Annotated in this window: 15 protein-coding genes and 2 pseudogenes; 14 read left to right on the forward strand and 3 right to left on the reverse strand. The window is 56.5% G+C overall.

Annotation, left to right across the window (positions count from 1 at the left end; genetic code table 11):
* Positions 1–346 precede the first annotated feature (346 nt).
* From ASE07_RS12245 to ASE07_RS12295, 11 genes are all read left to right on the forward strand, one after another.
* On the forward strand, positions 347–730 hold the full coding sequence (locus ASE07_RS12245; protein WP_057291111.1) for a DUF6394 family protein: 384 nt from the start codon (positions 347–349) through the stop codon (positions 728–730).
* A 2-nt stretch (positions 731–732) separates the two neighbouring features.
* Entirely contained in the window at positions 733–2,424 is a 1,692-nt protein-coding gene (locus ASE07_RS12250) for a potassium channel family protein (RefSeq protein ID WP_057291112.1), read from the forward strand.
* Positions 2,425–2,581: 157 nt separating this feature from the next.
* A complete protein-coding gene (locus ASE07_RS12255; protein WP_057291113.1) occupies positions 2,582–3,541 on the forward strand; it encodes a LysR family transcriptional regulator in 960 nt (319 codons plus the stop codon).
* A 98-nt stretch (positions 3,542–3,639) separates the two neighbouring features.
* Positions 3,640–4,287, forward strand: a complete 648-nt coding sequence (locus tag ASE07_RS12260) for a DUF4286 family protein (RefSeq protein WP_057291114.1) — start codon at positions 3,640–3,642, stop codon at positions 4,285–4,287.
* Between the two features lie 20 nt (positions 4,288–4,307).
* On the forward strand, positions 4,308–5,285 hold the full coding sequence (locus ASE07_RS12265) for a TRAP transporter substrate-binding protein (protein ID WP_057291115.1): 978 nt from the start codon (positions 4,308–4,310) through the stop codon (positions 5,283–5,285).
* Between the two features lie 3 nt (positions 5,286–5,288).
* Entirely contained in the window at positions 5,289–5,792 is a 504-nt protein-coding gene (locus ASE07_RS12270) for a TRAP transporter small permease (protein WP_057291116.1), read from the forward strand.
* The gene (locus ASE07_RS12275) at positions 5,792–7,096 is read left to right on the forward strand and encodes a TRAP transporter large permease (RefSeq protein WP_057291117.1); all 1,305 of its coding nucleotides are present in this window, start codon (positions 5,792–5,794) and stop codon (positions 7,094–7,096) included. The genes ASE07_RS12270 and ASE07_RS12275 overlap by 1 nt, the downstream gene beginning before the upstream one ends.
* 21 nt (positions 7,097–7,117) lie before the next feature.
* Positions 7,118–8,470 carry an amidase gene (locus ASE07_RS12280; protein WP_057291118.1) on the forward strand — a complete coding sequence of 451 codons (1,353 nt, stop codon included), beginning with the start codon at positions 7,118–7,120 and terminating at the stop codon, positions 8,468–8,470.
* Positions 8,471–8,539: 69 nt separating this feature from the next.
* Complete coding sequence (locus ASE07_RS12285) at positions 8,540–9,589, forward strand: SDR family oxidoreductase (RefSeq protein WP_057291119.1); 1,050 nt, start codon at positions 8,540–8,542, stop codon at positions 9,587–9,589.
* A 92-nt stretch (positions 9,590–9,681) separates the two neighbouring features.
* Positions 9,682–13,371, forward strand: a complete 3,690-nt coding sequence (locus ASE07_RS12290; protein WP_057291120.1) for a hydantoinase B/oxoprolinase family protein — start codon at positions 9,682–9,684, stop codon at positions 13,369–13,371.
* An 11-nt stretch (positions 13,372–13,382) separates the two neighbouring features.
* Positions 13,383–14,258, forward strand: a complete 876-nt coding sequence (locus tag ASE07_RS12295; protein WP_235548444.1) for a DMT family transporter — start codon at positions 13,383–13,385, stop codon at positions 14,256–14,258.
* A gap of 92 nt (positions 14,259–14,350) precedes the next feature.
* Here ASE07_RS12295 and gdhA read toward each other — a convergent pair whose 3' ends face one another.
* On the reverse strand, positions 14,351–15,694 hold the full coding sequence (gdhA, locus tag ASE07_RS12300) for an NADP-specific glutamate dehydrogenase (protein ID WP_057291122.1): 1,344 nt from the start codon (positions 15,692–15,694) through the stop codon (positions 14,351–14,353).
* Positions 15,695–16,046: 352 nt separating this feature from the next.
* Between gdhA and ASE07_RS12305 the strand changes: the two are divergent.
* Positions 16,047–16,298 (forward strand): annotated as a pseudogene (locus ASE07_RS12305) (SWIB/MDM2 domain-containing protein); the annotation flags it as partial.
* 140 nt (positions 16,299–16,438) lie between these two features.
* Positions 16,439–16,948 carry a DUF1993 domain-containing protein gene (locus ASE07_RS12310; RefSeq protein WP_057291124.1) on the forward strand — a complete coding sequence of 170 codons (510 nt, stop codon included), beginning with the start codon at positions 16,439–16,441 and terminating at the stop codon, positions 16,946–16,948.
* Positions 16,949–17,056: 108 nt separating this feature from the next.
* On the opposite strand, the pseudogene ASE07_RS29690 reads toward ASE07_RS12310, so the two are convergent.
* Both ASE07_RS29690 and ASE07_RS29695 read right to left on the reverse strand, forming a co-directional pair.
* A pseudogene (locus tag ASE07_RS29690) lies at positions 17,057–17,200 on the reverse strand (hypothetical protein); the annotation flags it as partial.
* The gene (locus ASE07_RS29695; protein ID WP_235548445.1) at positions 17,197–17,361 is read right to left on the reverse strand and encodes a hypothetical protein; all 165 of its coding nucleotides are present in this window, start codon (positions 17,359–17,361) and stop codon (positions 17,197–17,199) included. The gene ASE07_RS29695 and the pseudogene ASE07_RS29690, both read right to left, overlap by 4 nt.
* Before the next feature lie 432 nt (positions 17,362–17,793).
* On the opposite strand from ASE07_RS29695, the gene ASE07_RS28760 reads away from it, so the two are divergent.
* Positions 17,794–17,964 (forward strand): hypothetical protein, encoded by a 171-nt coding sequence (locus ASE07_RS28760; RefSeq protein ID WP_156396566.1) that lies wholly within the window; start codon positions 17,794–17,796, stop codon positions 17,962–17,964.
* Positions 17,965–18,050: the final 86 nt, after the last annotated feature.

An 18,050-nucleotide genomic window follows, 5' to 3' on the forward strand; every position in this document is an offset into this window, starting at 1 on the left:
ATCATTGAGTAAAAATGACCGATCAGTAATTTTATACAAGATACGCGGACCTATCAATTAAAAATGCCCGATCGGTAATCTTGGAGCTCAACGCTATGTTTCTGTACTTCATAGTTACCGATCGGGCATTTTTGCATGGGCCTATCCGAGATTACGAAGAAGCTGGCTGTAACACCATGAAAGCACATTGCAAATCCAGGTTTCAGCGTTGAACAGGCAGGGCAGCGAAAGACTACGCCTGCACCACCCGAATAAAGCGCCGACTTTAAACAAATAGCAATTCCTGAAAAGCGAGCCACGGGTATAACGATGTACAGGCTTTTCCAATCGCGTGTAAAGGCGGCCTATGAACCTCGAAAAGGTGATATTTGCGTTTTTTATCGTTTTTGCAGCAACGCTAAACTTTGGCTTTTTTATCGGCGATATCGACCGTCCAGAGTTGCATAATGTTTATGAACTGTTCGCCGCTATTGTCGTGAATTTAATTGCAACAATACTGAAATTCGGTGACCGCACGCAGATTGGCGCAGTGCTTTTATCCACTAGTCTGGTTGCGGATATTCAACTGATCGCGGCGGCGGTTATCTGGACCGTTGTCGTGCATGTTACCGGCACCGGTATGACACCCGAACACACGGCCAGTGTCGTTTCCTTATCCGGCGGAGCGCTTTTAGCCAATATCGTCTCTCTCATCATGCTCATTGTTGAAACAGTCATGATGCGGCGTTAATCGTGAATAGTGTATTTTTCCTGATTCTGCGGCGCATGAGGGCACCCCTCATCGTGCTTGTCGTTCTCTACGCAGTGGGAGTACTGGGATTGACTCTCGTTCCTGGCGAGAACGCGGATGGGACGGCGGCACCGCCCCTTGGTTTTTTCCACGCCTTTTACTTCATCAGTTACACCGCCACAACAATTGGTTTCGGCGAAATCCCCAAGGCCTTCTCCGATGCGCAACGACTGTGGGTCACGGTATGTATCTACATGACGGTGATTGCATGGACCTACTCGATCGTCACCGTACTGGCGCTGCTAAAGGACACCGCATTTCTACAAACCTTGGTCGCCTCCCGTTTTGCCCGGCGTGTAAAACGTATACAAACCCCTTTCTACCTGATTTGCGGATGTGGAGAGACCGGCAGTCTTATCTGTCGCGCTTTAGATATTCTGGGTTATGACTTTGCCATTCTGGAGAAAGATGGACTGCGGGTTGAAGAACTGGATATGGAGGACTTCATCACGAATGATCCGGTTCTTGCAGCTGACGCCTGCGTGTCGGACTATCTGCTGATGGCGGGCCTGCGCCATCAGCAATGTCGCGGAGTGCTGGCAGTGACCAACGATGAACAGGCCAATCTCGCGATCGCCATCAATGTACGTCTTCTCAACCCGGAGATAACTGTTCTTGCTCGGGTACGGAGTCCATTGGTCGCCGCCAACATGGCCACATTCGGCACTCACCATATCGTGGATGCCTATGAGAGGTTTGCCGAATACCTGGCGATGGCAATTTTCTCTCCAGAGCGCTTTCGCCTTATCGAAATACTGACCGCGCTGCCGGGAACACCGCTACCGCAAGTGCACCGTCCGCCGCGCGGGCATTGGATCCTTTGTGGTTACGGTCAATTCGGAAACGCGATTACCCGTTTTTTTGCATTACCCGGCGTTAAGCTGTCTATTATTGATCCGAAGGGAGACGCCCCTGAGAATTTTCAGATCCTGAGGGGAACCGGAACGGAGGCAAGCGTATTGAAAGAAGCCGGCATCATGGAAGCCCGCGGTATTGTGGCCGGGAGTGACAACGACATCAGCAATCTCTCCATCGCCATGATGGCCAAAAAACTCAATCCGGATATATTTATTGTGGCGCGCCAGAACCAGGCCGCCAACGATGTGCTGTTCGATATATTTCGGCCCGATTTCAGCATGGTGCATACCCGCGTCGTGGCGCAGGAATGCATTTCGATTCTTACCACTCCGTTCCTTGCTCGTTTTCTCGGCGCTGTGCGAGGGGCTGACGAAAGCTGGTGCAAGAAAGTCTCCTCCCGCCTGGAATCTCTCTGTGACGGCCTCGTACCGGAAGTCTGGGACGTTAAGATTGAAGAGCACATCGCGCCGCCGGTACACCAGGCACTGATGGAGCACCAGCCTATCAGTGTCGGCCAGTTAATGCGGGACAATGCGAACTGGACAGCGGCCTTGCCAGCCATAGTCTTGATGATTGTGCGGCAAGGGGAGCAAGTTCTCCTTCCGGACGATGAGGTCAAGCTGAAGGCAGGCGATGCCCTTCTGATTGTCGGCCAGCACGCTGCTCGTTCTGCGCTACATCTGACACTGCAGAATGCGAATGCTTTGGATTACGTCCTTACCGGCCAGGACAGGCGCGGAGGCTGGTTGTGGCAGTTCCTTTTCGCTAAACGCTAGAGCAGTTGCGGTCTGACTGGCCGCCGGCTTGACGCGTCGCCGCTTCTCGCCCAATATTTCCGTTTGGAAAACATAACTGCTTCGACAAATACAGGCTTTAGAGGGAGGGATGGCGACTGCGCCGCTCCTGTGTAAGCCGGCGGGATGAAGGAATACGATGAACCTACGCTTTCTGGAAACATTCGTCTGGCTCGCTCGAATCCGTAATTTCCGGATGACCGCAGAGAAGCTCCACACGACGCAGGCGGCCGTGTCCAGTCGGATCGCGACCCTTGAGCAAGAACTTGGCGTGCGCCTATTCAACCGTGCCGACCGCGAAGTGACACTGACGCTGGAAGGAACCAAGGCGCTGATTTACGCCGAGCGCCTGGTGAATACTACCCAGGAGATGCTGGAAAACATGAAAGATCCGGCGCTATACACCGGGGTGGTACGCATCGGCGTCATCGAATCCATTATTCACTCTTGGTTTCCCGACCTGATGACGCGCATACATCGCGCCTATCCGCATCTGGAAGTGGAACTGGCAGGGGATACGACCATACGGTTGATCGAGCAATTCAACAAAGGGCATCTTGATGTCATCCTGCAGACCGATCCCGTGTTCGAGACAAATGTACAGAATTTGCCCCTATGCGATTTCCCGATGCGCTGGTTTGGTGCAACCGGATTGAATCTCCAGGGTGATGTACTGACCCTGGCCGATATCGCGACGTTTCCGATCCTGAGCTTTTCGCGCAATTCAGGTCCGCATCGGTATCTGGAACGGCTGTTCAAGGATAAAACCGAGAAGCCGGTCAGGATCAATTGCATGACGTCGGTGTCTGCGATGGTGCGGCTCGTCGTCGACGGCTTCGGCCTGGCCATGCTCCCGCCTGCAATCGTGCAGAAAGAGCTGGCCAGTGAGAGTGTGTCTGCCCTGCGCATCGACAGCGATATGCCCAACATGTCCCTTATCTGCTCTTACCGGTCGCGATCGGAAACGCGGCTGTTTCAGCAGATCGCCATTGCTGCGCAGCAAAGTGCGCAGGATTTTGCGCGCGGGCTACCGGGAGAAGTGGCACGCATGCCGTCGACAGAAGTGCCGGGTGATCCATGGGCAATGGCGAGGCCATAAATTTAATTGATCGGAAATGGAAAAAATTTCTTGTTTGCTTTGACAATTCGTCGGCGTCAGAATAGATAATCGTTAACACAACTCTCTGGCTGGCTTCTATGAACGCTGACAAGGAACGCGGCTTACTTTGCATCTGGACCGATGTTGATCGTGAGCACGAACTGGATTTTAATCGCTGGTATGACCGCGAACATATGCAGGAGCGCGTGGCGATTCCTGGCTTTCAGAGCGCGCGTCGTTTTGCCGCAGTAAGCCCCTGTCCAAGGCCTTATCTGGCGCTTTACTACACGGACAGCCTTGATACTTTCCAGTCTGAGGCCTACCGGACCGCATTTGCAAACCAGACTACCTGGTCGCTCGAGAACTTCAAACGCATGCGCGGCACGCAGCGGCGCGTCGGCCGTTTGAGTCTGGAGCATGGTGAAGGGGAGGGCGGGGCGCTCGCATTGTTTGTCGTGCCAGAAAATATCCTCAGCCAGGCGGACATCAAAAACCAGCTGCGGCAGAACCTGATGGATCTGACCGGCGAAGACCACATCATACGCACGACGCTGCTTGAGACCGATGCGGCCTTGTCCACGCCTGTGACGGCAGACGCGCAGCCTACACCTGCGGATGGCGTTGTGATGATTGAGGCCACGCGCGTGGAAGTTGCACAGCAACATGCGCAGGCGTTATCCCAATCCGTAGGGCTTCCCTTGGAAGAAGTCTATTCGTTTCAGTCGCTCTGGCGGCTTGCTTCCTAAATTTTTTTGGAGAGAGACACATGACCCTGAACCGCCGCTACTTCCTTACCGGCATGGCCGCCCTGTGCCTAAGCCTGTCATCAGCCCATGCTGCCGAACGCTGGAACATGTCCACCGAGCAGCCCGATGGTAACTACATCACGGCTGTCGCGCGCGACTTTGCGGCTGACGTGGCCAAGGCTACCAACGGCGAACTCGACATCAAGATTCATTCCAATTCGGTGCTGTTCAAGCGCGCCGATCTCAAGCGTGCCGTCCAGACCGGTCAGGTGCCGCTCGGCGACGTGCTGGTGTCGGTGCTGGGCAACGAGGATGCCATCTTTGAAGTTGACGCGGTTCCTCTGTTGGCACGCGACTTCGACAGCGCCTGGAAGTTGTGGCAGGCAAGCCGCGCACAGATGGAGGCGCGCTTGCAGAAGCAAGGCATCAAGCTGCTTTATAGCGTGCCATGGCCACCGCAGGGTATCTACACCAAGGTGCCCGTCAAGCAAATGTCCGACTTCAAGGGTATGAAGTTCCGCGCCTACAATGCCGCAACGTCGCGCCTGGTCGAACTGATGGGTGCCTCGCCGACCACGGTCAACTCGGGCGACGTTCCGCAAGCTTTCGGAACCGGCCTGATCGAAGCCATGATCACGTCGCCGGCCACCGGCGTCGACTCCCAGGCGTGGGACTTCGCCAAGTATTACTACGACGTGCAGGCTTTCATCCCGAAGAACGTGGTCATGGTCAATGCACGTGCGTTCGCAAGGCTGCCCCAGGCTTCACAGAAAGCAGTACTGGCTGCTGCCGAACGTGCTGAAAAGAAAGGCTGGGAAGTCGCGCGGTCCAAGACCAGTGAGCTGACTCAGACTCTGGCCAAGAACGGCATGGTCGTCGGCCCGACGCCTGAAGCAATGCAACCGGAACTGGCCAAGATCGGTGCAGTAATGGCTGAAGAATGGCTGAAGAAAGCCGGTCCCGAAGGCAAGGCGATACTTGACCAGGCTAAGCGTTAAGCAATGACGTTCCTGCATCGGCTATACCGGCTCTCCGGGCTATTGTCAGCGACAGCTCTGGTACTGATCTGCGTGTTGATCATGGCGCAAGTCATCGCCCGGAATTTTGGCTCCACAGTGCGTGACGCGGAAGAGTTCGCCGCTTGGGCGATGGCCGCGGCGGGCTTTCTCGGCTTGCCTTATGCGTTGCACTGCGGGTCTCATATCCGGGTGGAGGTGGTCATGCGCTTCATTCCACAGCGCCTCCATCAGCCGATGGAAGTTCTGGTATCGGTTATCGGCCTGCTGCTGGCAGCTTATCTGGCTTGGTATTGCACTGCGTTTGTGATTGAAAGCTATCAATTCAATGAGGTGTCGCAGGGCTTGATTGCGGTACCGCTGTGGCTGCCTCAGTTACCAATGGCGATCGGCACGATCCTGCTGGTGGTGGCTTTTGGAGAGCGGCTGGTGCGAGTGCTGCGGCATGAAAATTTTGAAATCGGTGCTGGCGAAGCGAGGAGCGAGTAATGGACATGCTGTGGCTCGCGATCGTGCTTGGCGGCGCACTTCTCGTGCTGTTAAGCATGGGCGTATGGATTGCGCTGGCGCTGATCGCCGTAGGTATCATCGGCATGGAGGTCTTCGCCGGCGCGCCTGGCGGATCCATTCTCGCCACGAACAGTTGGGCATCAAGCGCCAGCTGGACCATGACGGCCCTGCCATTGTTTATCTGGATGGGCGAAATTCTGTTTCGCACCAAGCTGTCGGAAGACATGTTTGCAGGACTGGCACCCTGGGTGGACAAATTGCCAGGTCGTCTGCTGCATGTCAATGTCCTCGGGTGCGGTATCTTTGCCGCGGTCAGCGGATCGTCTGCAGCGACAGCCGCCACCATAGGCCGTATTTCCCTTCCCGAACTCAAGTCGCGCGGTTATCCAGAGAGTATTTCCATCGGATCGCTGGCAGGGTCGGGGACGCTGGGTCTTCTGATTCCGCCTTCGATTATCATGATTGTGTATGGCGTCGCAGCCCAGATCTCAGTCGCCCGGCTGTTCATCGCCGGCGTGTTGCCCGGGCTGCTCCTGATGGTCCTGTTCTCGGGATACATCATTCTATGGGCGGGACTGAACAAGGAGCAGATTCCTGCTGCAACGCTGAAGATGAGTTTCGTCGAGAAACTTAACGCGTCGAGAAGCCTGATTCCGGTAGTGCTTTTGATCATCGGCGTCATCGGCTCCATCTATGCTGGATTTGCGACCGCCACTGAAGCTGCCGCTATCGGCGTGGTTGGCGCACTATTGATCGCAGCCATGTCGGGTATGCTGACGCGCGTCACATTTGTCGAAAGCCTGCTCGGCGCGGTGCGAACTTCGACAATGATCTTCTTCATTCTGCTGGGGGCAGCCTACCTGACTTCTGCGATGAGCTTTACCGGTCTGCCCGCAGCGCTTGCGAACTGGATTGCCGGCGTGGGCATGCCTGCCTGGGCGCTGCTGGCGGCGCTGACCTTGTTCTTCATCGTACTAGGCTGCTTTCTGGATGGAATTTCGATCGTGTTGCTGACGACTTCGGTGATTTTGCCGGCTGTCCAGGCGGCGGGCATCGATCTGCTCTGGTTCGGTATTTTTATCGTTCTCGTCGTCGAGATGGCACAGATCACGCCGCCTGTTGGCTTCAATCTGTTCGTCGTGCAGAGCATGAGCGGAAAGGACATCTTCACGATAGCAAAGGCCTCTTTCCCGTTTTTCGTTCTCATGATCGTTGCCGTCGCGTTGATCACAATGTTTCCGCAGATTGTGTTGAGCCTGCCGAGCGCCATGGTGGCCCGCTGAACCTGTTGACGAAAGTGATTCATGTCCCTTCCTCCTAATACCCTGGATTACTGGCGCGGTGAACTGCACAGTGGTCGCGTCAGCAGTCGGGAGCTGACTGAACTGGCGCTGCAGGCCGCATTGAACTCGAGCGAAGCCCAGTCAACCTTCATCGCAGTGCATGCCGCCACTGCGCGTGCCACGGCTGACGCAATGGACACGCTGCGTGCAGCCGGGGTGCCATTGGCGCCGCTGGCAGGCATTCCCATCTCGATCAAGGACTTGTTCGATGAAAACGGACAAGTCACGCGTGCAGGTTCCATAGTTCGAAATGACGCGGCACCGGCATCACGCGACAGCATCGTCGTGGAACGCCTGCGGCAGGCTGGCGCGGTGATCATCGGCCGCACCAACATGACTGAATTTGCGTATTCGGGCCTGGGTCTGAATCCGCACTACGGCACGCCGCGCAACCCCTGGGATCGCGAGACGGGAAGGATTCCCGGCGGTTCTTCTTCAGGCGCCGCCATATCGATCACCGAAGGTGCCGCCGTTGCTGCGATTGGCACCGATACAGGGGGCTCTGTCCGCATTCCTTCCGCACTTTGCGGGCTGACCGGATTTAAACCAACTGCGAGGCGTGTGCCCGACACCGGCGTATTGCCGCTATCGACCAGTTTGGATTCGATCGGTCCCCTTGCCCGCAGCGTGTCCTGCTGTGCCCAGCTCGATGCGGTACTGTCTGGCACTTCTCGTACGGATCTCCGCCCAGTCTCACTGGCCAACCATCGTTTTGCCATACCGCGCACCCTGGTCTTTGACGGCATTGATGCTACGGTGAGCGCAGCGTTCGAAGCGGCATGCGGCACGTTGTCGAAGGCGGGGGCAAGGCTAGTCGAGATTGAGGTGCCGGAGTTTGCCGAACTTGCGCATATCAACCGGCACGGAGGCTTCATAGCCGCCGAGTCGTGGACCTGGCATGCCGATATGCTCGGACAACGTGAAGCGGAATACGATCCGCGAGTGGCGGTACGGATTCGTAGAGGCGCTGCAATGCGAGCCTCGGATTACATCACGCTACTCAACGATCGCAGGCGCTGGAGTGCGGGCGTGCAGCAGCGCCTTGCGGATGCGGGCTGCGATGCGTTTTTGATGCCGACCGTACCGGTAATCGCGCCGCCGATTGCCGCACTGCGTGACAGCGACGAACTGTATACGTCCACCAACCTGCTCATCCTGCGCAATCCAACACTATTCAACTTTGTTGATGGCTGTGCGCTGAGCTTGCCCTGCCACAAGCCGGGCGATGCGCCGGTCGGCCTGATGGTTGCAGGCATGCATGGACAGGACGAGCAGATACTCATGCTCGGCGCAGCCATTGAAGCAGCGCTCTAGCAAGTGATCTAAATCGTTAGGGCAGGATTCTGCGTATGCCTGTCCGCCGTCACACTATAAGGAGATGCAATGGCAGACAGGATTGCTGTCATTCTTGGCGGCACCGGCATGGTCGGTGCCAATATGGCCCAGCTGCTGGACAAGGTGGGCGGATGGGACGTGACGATCGTGTCGCGCCGTCCGCCGCAGTTTGAGACCCGGGCCCGTCATGTCGAGTGTGACATGAGCGACCCCGCCGATTGTGCGGTCGCACTGGGACAACTGACACAGGTCACGCACATTTTCTGGACCGGCCACGCGACCGGTACGCGTTGGGTGGACAAGGCTTCCAGGGATACAGACCTGTTCCGAAATGCCATGACGTCGATCCTGCCGGGTGCCAGCCGTCTGGAACACGTTTCGCTGCTGCAGGGTTCGAAATATTACGGTCGACACCTGGGGCCATTCAAGACACCGGCGAAGGAGAGCGACGCACGCCACTTTCCGCCGAACTTCTATTACACGCAGGAAGACCTGCTCAAAGAGCTTGCACGCGGCAAGCGATGGAGTTATTCACTGATGCGGCCGCATATCGTCTGCGGCTATGCGCGCACGGACATCAACCTGCCCAAGCCGATCGCCGTCTACGCCACCTTATGCAAGAAATTGGGATTGCCGTTGCGCTTTCCAGGGCCGGAAGCCGCATTTCGTGCTATCCATTGCGCAAGCGACGTCGAGTTGCTGAACAAGGGCATGCTCTGGGCGGCCACCACGCCTGCAGCCGCCAACGAGGCTTTCAACATGGTTAACGGCGACCACTTCCGGTGGCAATATCTATGGCCGCGGATTGCGGAGTATTTTGAGCTCGAGAACGGTGGGGTACAGCAGATCGATCTCGAACTCATGATGGCGGACAAGGAAGAGTTATGGAATGAAATCGTGCAGGAGCATGGCTTGCTGCCGACGCCATTTTCGGAGGCCGCCAATTGGGCATTCGCCAATTATGCATTTGCTCCGACCTGGGACATCATGCTCGACAACACGAAGGCAAGAAAATATGGGTTCCAGGAATTTGTCGATTCGGAAGACATGTTCATCCGGATCTTTGACAGCTTCAGGCAGCAACGCTTCATTCCCTGAGTTCGAGCGGGTATGCGCAACTGCCGTCTACACCATCATTCGCATCCGTTTCCGATGCCGGGACGGTGCAACACCGTAATAGGGCCAATATCATGACCACCGATGCATCACATTTCAGCCTGCAAGACAGTCGGCGCTGGCAATTCTGGATTGATCGTGGCGGCACCTTCACCGATATCGTTGCTCGCCGCCCGGACGGCCTTCTGGTGACCCACAAGCTGCTCTCCGAAAACCCCGGCCAGTATGACGACGCAGCATTGGCGGGTATCCGCGCGTTGCTGGGATTGAAGACGGGCGATCCAATCCCGGCTGACCAGGTGGAAGCGGTCAAGATGGGAACCACGGTTGCGACCAATGCCTTGCTTGAACGCCAGGGCGAACCCACGCTGCTGCTCACCACCAAGGGATTCCGGGACGCGTTACGTATCGGATATCAGGCACGTCCGCGGATATTCGATCGTCGCATCACGCTGCCAGAACTTCTGTACCGCCGTGTCGAGGAAATCAACGAACGTATCACCGCGCAAGGCGACGTATTGCAGGAAATGCAGCAGGACGAGTTACGGGTGAAGCTGCAGGCGGCGCTCGACGCCGGGATACGCTCGATCGCGATTGTCTTCATGCACGCATACCGGTATCCGCAGCACGAGCAGGTAGCTGTGAAGATGGCAAATGAGATAGGTTTTACCCAGGTATCGGCTTCCCACCAGATCAGTCCGATGATGAAACTGGTTGGACGCGGCGATACCACCGTCGTTGATGCTTATCTGTCCCCGCTGCTGCGGCGCTACGTGGACAGGATCGCGCGGGAGCTTTCCGGCATCAAGCTGATGTTCATGCAGTCCAGTGGTGGACTCACCGCAGCCGATCAGTTTCAGGGAAAGGATTCAATTCTGTCAGGTCCCGCCGGCGGCATTGTCGGCATGGTGCGTGTAGCGGAGGCCGCAGGCGCGCATCAGATCATAGGATTCGACATGGGTGGCACGTCGACCGACGTGTCTCATTACAACGGGGAATTCGAACGCGCATTCGAGACCCAGGTTGCCGGTGTGCGGATGCGCGCTCCGATGATGAACATCCATACGGTGGCCGCGGGCGGCGGGTCGATCCTGCAATTCGATGGCGCACGCATGCGCGTCGGGCCGGACTCGGCGGGTGCCAACCCGGGACCTGCAGCTTACGGCAATGGCGGACCGCTCGCCGTTACGGACTGCAACGTCTTGCTGGGCAAAGTTCAGCCTGCGTTCTTTCCGCAGATCTTCGGACCGCAGGCAAACCAGCCGCTCGATACCGGGACAGTGCAGCAAAAATTTAAAGACCTGGCAGCCCAAATTACCGCAGATACCGGCCGTGCCAGCACGCCGGAATCGGTTGCCGAAGGCTTCATCAGCATCGCCGTGTCCAACATGGCAAATGCGATCAAGAAAATTTCCGTTGAGCGTGGTTACGACGTGACTAAATACACGCTGGTCAGCTTCGGTGGCGCCGGCGGCCAGCATGCCTGCCTGGTGGCCGATGCGCTCGGGATGAATCGTGCACTGATTCATCCGCTGGCCGGCGTATTGTCTGCCTACGGGATGGGACTGGCGGACATCACGGCCATGCGGGAAACCAGCATTGAATTACCGTTGCACCAGGATAGCCTGTCGCAATGCGACGTGGTACTGGCAGAGATGGCTGTCAGAGCAACGCAGCAGGTCGCGACACAGGGCATCGCGCAGGAACGCATCAGTCTCGTCCGGCGCGCTCACCTTCGTTACGAAGGAACGGACGCTGCATTGGTGGTCGATTACGTGGACGTGCCTGGAATGCAGGCAGCGTTCGAGGCCGCCTACCGGCAGCGCTACAGCTTTCTGATGCCGGACAAGCCGCTCATCATTGAAGCCCTATCGGTGGAGGCGATTGGCCGGAGCGGCGAGCAGGCACGGGCTCCCGACGTTACGCAGGCAAGCGCCGGTACATTGCCCGCAGCCACCGCGACTGTGCGCATGTATTCGGGCGGCCGATACCATGACACGCCGGTGTACCGACGGGAAAACCTGGGCGCCGGACTCCGCATTGCCGGTCCCGCTATCGTTTCCGATGCCAATGCCACGACGGTGGTGGAACCTGAATGGCAGATGGAAACCCTGCCGGGTGGCGAATTCCTCCTCACGCGTGCCGCGCAACGCGCACAGCGTTTTGCGATTGGCACCGCGGTCGATCCAGTGATGCTTGAAATTTTCAACAACCTGTTCATGTCGATCGCGGAACAAATGGGCGCAACACTTGCGAACACCGCATTCTCGGTCAACATAAAGGAACGACTCGATTTCTCGTGCGCGCTTTTCGACGTCGACGGTAGCCTTATTGCGAATGCGCCGCACATGCCGGTGCATCTCGGTTCGATGGGCGAGAGTATCAAGACCGTCATCCGAAAAAACGCGGGATGCATACGACCCGGGGACACTTATGTGCTGAATGACCCCTACAACGGTGGCACACACCTGCCCGACGTTACTGTCGTCACGCCGGTATTTGACGAAGCGGAACAGGACCTGCTGTTTTTCGTTGCGTCGCGCGGCCATCATGCGGACATCGGCGGCATCACGCCCGGCTCAATGCCGCCGAACAGCAAGTCAGTTGAAGAAGAAGGTGTGCTGCTGGACAATTTCAAGCTTGTCGAGAGCGGGCACCTGCGCGAGCGCGAGTTACGTGAACTGCTCAGTGGAGGCCGCTATCCTACCCGCAATCCGGATCAGAATGTCGCCGACCTGCGCGCACAGATCGCCGCCAATGAGAAGGGCGTCGCCGAACTGCGGCGCATGGTACGGGAGTTCGGCCTAGAAGTGGTCAGGGCTTACATGAAGCACGTGCAGGACAACGCGGAAGAAGCGGTGCGCCGCGTCATCGGCGTGCTGAAAGACGGCGAATTTGCCTACGAAATGGACAACGGCGCAACCATTCGGGTAGCCGTCAAGGTCAACAGCGAAGCGCGTAGCGCAGTCATCGACTTCACCGGCACGTCAGATCAGCTGCCGAACAACTTTAATGCACCGTCAGCCGTATGTATGGCCGCGGTACTGTATGTGTTCCGCACACTGGTCGACGACGAGATCCCGATGAATGCCGGCTGCCTGAAGCCGCTGCAGGTCATCATTCCTGAAGGCTCGATGCTCAATCCACACGTTCCCGCCGCTACCGTCGCCGGCAACGTCGAGACGTCGCAATGCATTACCGATGCGCTGTATGGCGCGCTCGGCGTCATGGCAGCCGCACAGGGGACCATGAACAATTTCACGTTTGGTAACGCCCGGTACCAGTACTACGAGACCATCTCGGGCGGTTCCGGTGCGGGCCTGCTTGGCAAAGACGAACGTGGCGAGCTGCTTTGCTTCGACGGTACCGATGTGGTTCAGACGCACATGACCAACTCCCGTCTTACCGATCCCGAAGTACTGGAATGGCGCTTCCCTGTCTTGCTGGAGAGCTTCGAAATCCGTACTGGAACTGGCGGCGCCGGGCAAGGCACTGGCGGAAATGGCGCAATCCGTCGCATTCGCTTCCTCGAACCAATGACGGCGTCCATCCTGTCGAACCGACGACGTATTCCTCCGTTTGGACTGGCGGGAGGAGCGCCGGGAGTCGGCGGCCTCAACTATGTGGAGCGACGGGACGGTACGCGCATTGACCTTGGCGCGACCGATTCAATCGAGATGCTGCCCGGCGATGTGTTTGTCGTCGAAACGCCAGGCGGCGGCGGGTTCGGTCCGCCGCGCGTGGCCAAAGCCGGACAACATTGAGTCATCAAAAATTGAACAAAAACGCAATATTTATTCATGTCGCTGGTTTATGGACACTCTCCACGCTGGATGCTTCGGCAAAGTGGCTGGTTCTTGCAGGTGTGCCGGTGCTCATGGTGACATGGGTGCGCTACGTGATGCACATTGCCCTGATGACCGCGCTTGTGCTGCCATCGCAACGCAGCGCCATCTTCAAGACCCGGTCCTTGTCACGCCAGTTGATCCGCGGCTTGCTGATGGTATTGTCCACAGTGCTGTTCTTCTCGGTTCTCAGGCGTCTTCCGCTTGCCGAAGCAACCTCACTCAATTTCATGGCCCCGTTGTTCCTGATGGCCATGGCGCCGTGGCTGCTTGATGAGACGCATCGATGGCACCGCTGGGTCGGCGTGGTGATGGGTTTTGCTGGTGTGCTGATCATCGTGCGCCCAGGATCGCCGCTTGATCCTGTTGGCGTCGCGCTTGGTCTGCTGACGGCACTCACGTTTGCCTTTTTTCAGATCGCCACGCGTCGCGTCGCGCATGATCACCCGTTAACGACAAATTACTATGGCGGTCTTTTCGGCTCGGTCGCGTTGACACTGGCGTTACCATGGTTTTGGAAAACACCGGAGCTGTCGCCAGGACAGTGGTTGCTGTTGATGTCTACCGGCGTTACCGGGTTTGTCGGTCACTTGATGCAGATTATGGCGTACAGCAAAGCACAGGCGACACTGCTTGCACCGTTCAGCTATTTGCAGATCATCGCGGCGGTCGCGCTCGGCTGGCTGGTGTTCGGCCAGCTGCCGGATCTGACCACGGTGTTTGGCATTGCCCTGATCGGCCTCGCGGGACTTGCCGTGGTGTTATGGGAAACGCGGATGGCGTTCTCGCGGACGGTGAAGCAGTAATAGTCTGTGTCCGGTCCGACGTGAGCGGATCCGGGCTGGTTTCTTCCTGTACCTGCCAGGTACAGGAAGAAACAGGCAGATGCGCTTGACGTTTAAATGACGCCTTGGGCCAGCATTGCGTCCGCCACTTTGACGAAACCGGCGATGTTTGCTCCGTCCACATAACTAAGGCTGCCATCTGCACGCTTGCCGTACTCCAGGCAGGCTGCGTGGATGGCTTGCATGATCTGCAGCAGGCGGCCATCTACCTCTTCACGCGGCCAGGAAATGCGCTCCGCGTTCTGGCTCATCTCCAGGCCGGACGTGGCGACACCTCCGGCATTGCTGGCCTTGCCTGGCGCATAGAGAACACCGGCTGCTTCGAATGCTTTTGCAGCATCAATGGTCGACGGCATGTTGGCGCCTTCGGCCACGCACAGTACGCTGTTCCTGATGAGAGTCGCAGCATCATTGGCATCCAGTTCATTTTGGGTCGCGCATGGTAGCGCCACATCCACCGGAACATGCCATGGGCGCACACCGGGCTCGAAGCGCGTGCCGGTACGTCCGGCATAATCGCTGACGCGGCCATAAAGATGGTTCTTCACTTCCATCAAAATGGCGAGCTTTTCGGGGGTGAAGCCGTCTTCATCGATGATGGTGCCGCTGGAGTCGGACACCGTAATGACCTTTGCACCAAGGGCCATGGCTTTTTCCACCGCGTACTGCGCGACATTGCCTGAACCGGAGACACTAACGCGCAGACCGTCAAACGATCGGCCACGCGTCTTGAGCATTTCATCTGCAAAATATACGGTGCCATAACCAGTAGCCTCGGGACGGATCAGCGAACCGCCGAAGCTCAAGCCTTTGCCGGTGAATACGCAGTCAGCACGGTTGGTCAGTTTCTTCATCATGCCGGTCATGTAACCCACTTCGCGGCCACCTACGCCAATGTCACCGGCAGGAACGTCGGTATCGGCGCCGACATGGCGAAACAGTTCGCTTACGAAGGCTTGGCAGAAGCGCATGACCTCGCCTGGGCTCTTGCCTTTTGGGTCGAAATCCGACCCGCCTTTGCCCCCACCCATAGGCAGCGTGGTCAACGCATTCTTGAAGGTTTGCTCGAAGGCCAGGAATTTCAGGACTGACAGGTTGACGGTCGGATGGAAGCGCAGGCCGCCCTTATAGGGGCCGATCGCCATGCTGTGCTGAATGCGATAGCCGCGATTGACTTGGACCTGGCCGTGATCATCCACCCAGGAAACACGAAACATCACTACGCGCTCAGGCTCCACCAGGCGGTCAAGCAGACCTTGATCGGCATATTTCGGATGCTTCTCAATGTAAGGCCACAAGCTTTCCATGACTTCTGTGACTGCCTGAAGGAATTCAGGTTGACCGGAATTGCGGTCAGCAACATGTTGCAAGAACTGGTGCGCTGAAGCGTACTTCATATCGGATTCCAAAAGAAAGAAAAGATTTAAAACCTTATTTTCGCATGATTGATGCACCAGGATAGTGCACTTCTTTTATCCTGATCTATAGTTGATATGTTCGTTCCTCGCATTAATTGTCGTTATTACCTATGGATGTGATTACCGGAGAAGAATTAGGTGATGTAAATAAATAATCATTTTGCAAGGCTAGCCCCGTCCACTTACCGAAGTCGGTTAGAATCGACAGTACGTACCGGATTCTCCGGCGTCCATGGCACGAGCCCCGCCGAGAAGTCCCACGCGGGGTTTTGTGTTTTTGGAATTTAGTGCATTTTTGGAGTATGTGATGGCTACAGCAGCGAAGAAGGAAAGCAAACCAAATGCCGGTTTCATGAAACCCGTGACGCCTTCCGCCGTACTCGCGGACGTGGTCGGTTCGGCGGCTATGCCACGTACCGAGGTAACGAAAAAGGTATGGGATTACATCAAGGAGCACAATCTGCAAGATCCGGCCAACCGCCGCATGATCAATGCTGATGCAAAACTGGAAGCCGTATTCGAAGGAAAAAAACAGGTATCCATGTTTGAAATGACCAAGCTGATTTCAAATCATTTGAAATAGCAGCCAGCTGGCTGTAACACTGCCTGTGCCAAGCTTGTCGCATCGCCGCGTCATCAATCATGGAGATGCGGGAGCGGCGGCGCAGGTCTGGGCGCCACTCATTCCACCTTATCACTACGTTGTATTTCCGAAGGAATCGCATGACCGTTACCCTGTACTCCGCGTCCATTCCAGTTTTCAGGCAGATGCTGAACAGCCTCAGCGCAATTCTGGACAAGGCAGAACAGCACGCCACTGCAAAAAACATCGATCCCGATGCGCTGCTGCAAGCACGCCTTTTCCCTGACATGTTTCCATTGATCCGTCAGGTGCAGATAGCCGCGGATTTTGCCAGAGGCGTAGCGGCCCGGCTTTCTGGCGTAGATGTCCCCAAGTACGAAGACAACGAAGTAACGTTCGCAGACCTGCAATCGTTACTCAGTAAAACCCTGGCGTTCATTGATGGCTTTGCGCCCGAACAAATCGATGGCAACGAAGACCGTGAAATCATTACGCGTCCCGGCACGCCAAAAGAAAAGAGATTCAATGGCCAGTCGTATTTGTTGAACTACGGTCTCCCGCAGTTTTTCTTCCATGTCACCACGACCTACGCGATTTTGCGCCACAACGGTGTGGAAGTCGGTAAGCGGGATTATATGGGCGCGTACTAAAAGGCATAGGCTTTTCCGGACCGTAAAATGCATCGCGGAGCATTGCTTGATACGGTACTTAATGTGACCTTCGAAAATCTCCGACAATGCCTGACTGCGGACTTCCGTCATGGTATTGCCGGCTGCCATGTCGTTGCTGACGTACAGGTTGCCAATGATGTTCACTGGAATGAAGGTCTGGGCGCCGTCGCGGAGACGGGTGTAGGGCAGGGCGCACGCGCCCCGCGCCACATCGCCTGAGTTCAGATTCACCAGTACACCAGTACTCCAGCGCCAATTTCGCCTTCCGGGTTGTAGAACGCAGGTAATTCAGGGTTGCGCATTGCGGCTGGCCATTTGCCATCGCCCTCCGATGCAAACCAACGTTCCTGCGGATAATGCACAAAAGGGCGGTTAGCAACGGTTTCACTCATCCGCATTAAAACTCAACCGACGCATAGAGGGACGAGCAGCGCCAACAAAAATTAGCTGCCCGATGCAGGAAATCACGAGACGGAATGTGCAGAAAGAGGAGAAATGATCTTGTGCCAAGCCCTTGAATTTTTGTGACGGATCTCCATCTCAAAGATGTCTCCTCCACCTCCTCTTGGTGGATTTCGCCCGGTGCCTCTACAGGGACCCGGGCTTTTTTGCGTCAGCATTTTCGTAATCATCGAGAGAATAACCGCCCTTTCGCGATATAAGCCTAAACGGCAGTGGTGGCAAAGCGCGGACCATACGCTTTGGGTCAATGCCTGAGAAAGGCTATTACATCGGACCGATATTTCCGGTTCGTCAGTCGATTGTCAGGTTCGGGGCGCAAGCTCAAATTAAACACATCCTTTCAAAACCATCCGGAGACAAACATGACAAATGCAAAAACACTGGTAGCACCCGCCAAAACATGGGCAACCATGGACAATCGCGCAAAAGCGATTTTTCTTGCGAAGCTCACGCTGATGCTTTGTAGCTTTGGGTTTATCTTCGGCGGTGTCCTTGTCGAGGGGATGGTTTATGACAAGCTTCCCGACGCATAACGGACGACCTGCTTAGGTAGCCCTGAAAACAAAAGTCTAGAGCAGTACCAAAGCGATGGCACTTTTGCGCGTGCAGGCAAGAGCCA

Origin of the sequence: Noviherbaspirillum sp. Root189 (genome assembly GCF_001428545.1) — a bacterium.
Lineage (GTDB): Bacteria > Pseudomonadota > Gammaproteobacteria > Burkholderiales > Burkholderiaceae_D > Noviherbaspirillum.

Bases quoted from the DNA above. Each gene is read 5' to 3' on its own strand.
- ASE07_RS12245 (WP_057291111.1), top strand. From the start codon at position 347: ATGAACCTCGAAAAGGTGATATTTGCGTTTTTTATCGTTTTTGCAGCA.
- ASE07_RS12255 (WP_057291113.1), top strand. From the start codon at position 2,582: ATGAACCTACGCTTTCTGGAAACATTCGTCTGGCTCGCTCGAATCCGT.
- ASE07_RS12260 (WP_057291114.1), top strand. From the start codon at position 3,640: ATGAACGCTGACAAGGAACGCGGCTTACTTTGCATCTGGACCGATGTT.
- ASE07_RS12265 (WP_057291115.1), top strand. From the start codon at position 4,308: ATGACCCTGAACCGCCGCTACTTCCTTACCGGCATGGCCGCCCTGTGC.
- ASE07_RS12270 (WP_057291116.1), top strand. From the start codon at position 5,289: ATGACGTTCCTGCATCGGCTATACCGGCTCTCCGGGCTATTGTCAGCG.
- ASE07_RS12275 (WP_057291117.1), top strand. From the start codon at position 5,792: ATGGACATGCTGTGGCTCGCGATCGTGCTTGGCGGCGCACTTCTCGTG.
- ASE07_RS12280 (WP_057291118.1), top strand. From the start codon at position 7,118: ATGTCCCTTCCTCCTAATACCCTGGATTACTGGCGCGGTGAACTGCAC.
- ASE07_RS12285 (WP_057291119.1), top strand. From the start codon at position 8,540: ATGGCAGACAGGATTGCTGTCATTCTTGGCGGCACCGGCATGGTCGGT.
- ASE07_RS12290 (WP_057291120.1), top strand. From the start codon at position 9,682: ATGACCACCGATGCATCACATTTCAGCCTGCAAGACAGTCGGCGCTGG.
- gdhA (WP_057291122.1), bottom strand. From the start codon at position 15,694: ATGAAGTACGCTTCAGCGCACCAGTTCTTGCAACATGTTGCTGACCGC.
- ASE07_RS12310 (WP_057291124.1), top strand. From the start codon at position 16,439: ATGACCGTTACCCTGTACTCCGCGTCCATTCCAGTTTTCAGGCAGATG.
- ASE07_RS29695 (WP_235548445.1), bottom strand. From the start codon at position 17,361: ATGAGTGAAACCGTTGCTAACCGCCCTTTTGTGCATTATCCGCAGGAA.
- ASE07_RS28760 (WP_156396566.1), top strand. From the start codon at position 17,794: ATGACAAATGCAAAAACACTGGTAGCACCCGCCAAAACATGGGCAACC.